The organism is Bacillus sp. SIMBA_008, assembly GCF_046535495.1.
GTDB lineage: Bacteria > Bacillota > Bacilli > Bacillales > Bacillaceae > Bacillus > Bacillus subtilis.
Map to the genome: position 1 here is coordinate 1 of NZ_JAWRWL010000325.1, position 279 is coordinate 279.

At 69.9% G+C, this 279-nt stretch carries 1 protein-coding gene; it reads left to right on the forward strand.

The annotated features are described in order from the left end of the window. A partial coding sequence (locus tag SB658_RS23410) for an acylphosphatase (RefSeq protein WP_410602677.1) occupies positions 1-190 on the forward strand: 190 nt, incomplete at its 5' end. Between the last annotated feature and the right edge of the window lie 89 nt (positions 191-279).

Sequence of the window (279 nt, forward strand, 5' to 3'; positions counted from 1 at the left end):
GTCACTCGGCCTGCACGGCTGGGCCCGCAACCTCGACGACGGCGATGTCGAGGTGGTCGTGGCCGGCGCGGCGGCGATGGTCGACGCGCTGGCCGAACGGCTCCGCGAAGGACCGCCTTCGGCGCGGGTGGAGCGGCTGGTGCGGCTGCCGCACGAAGGCGACATCGGGGCCGGTTTCTTGATCGGCTAGGCGGTTTTCCAACATGGGACGCAAGCTCGACGCCCGGGGGCCGATAACCCGGGATCGATCTGGCGACAGGGGACAATCAGGATGAACGG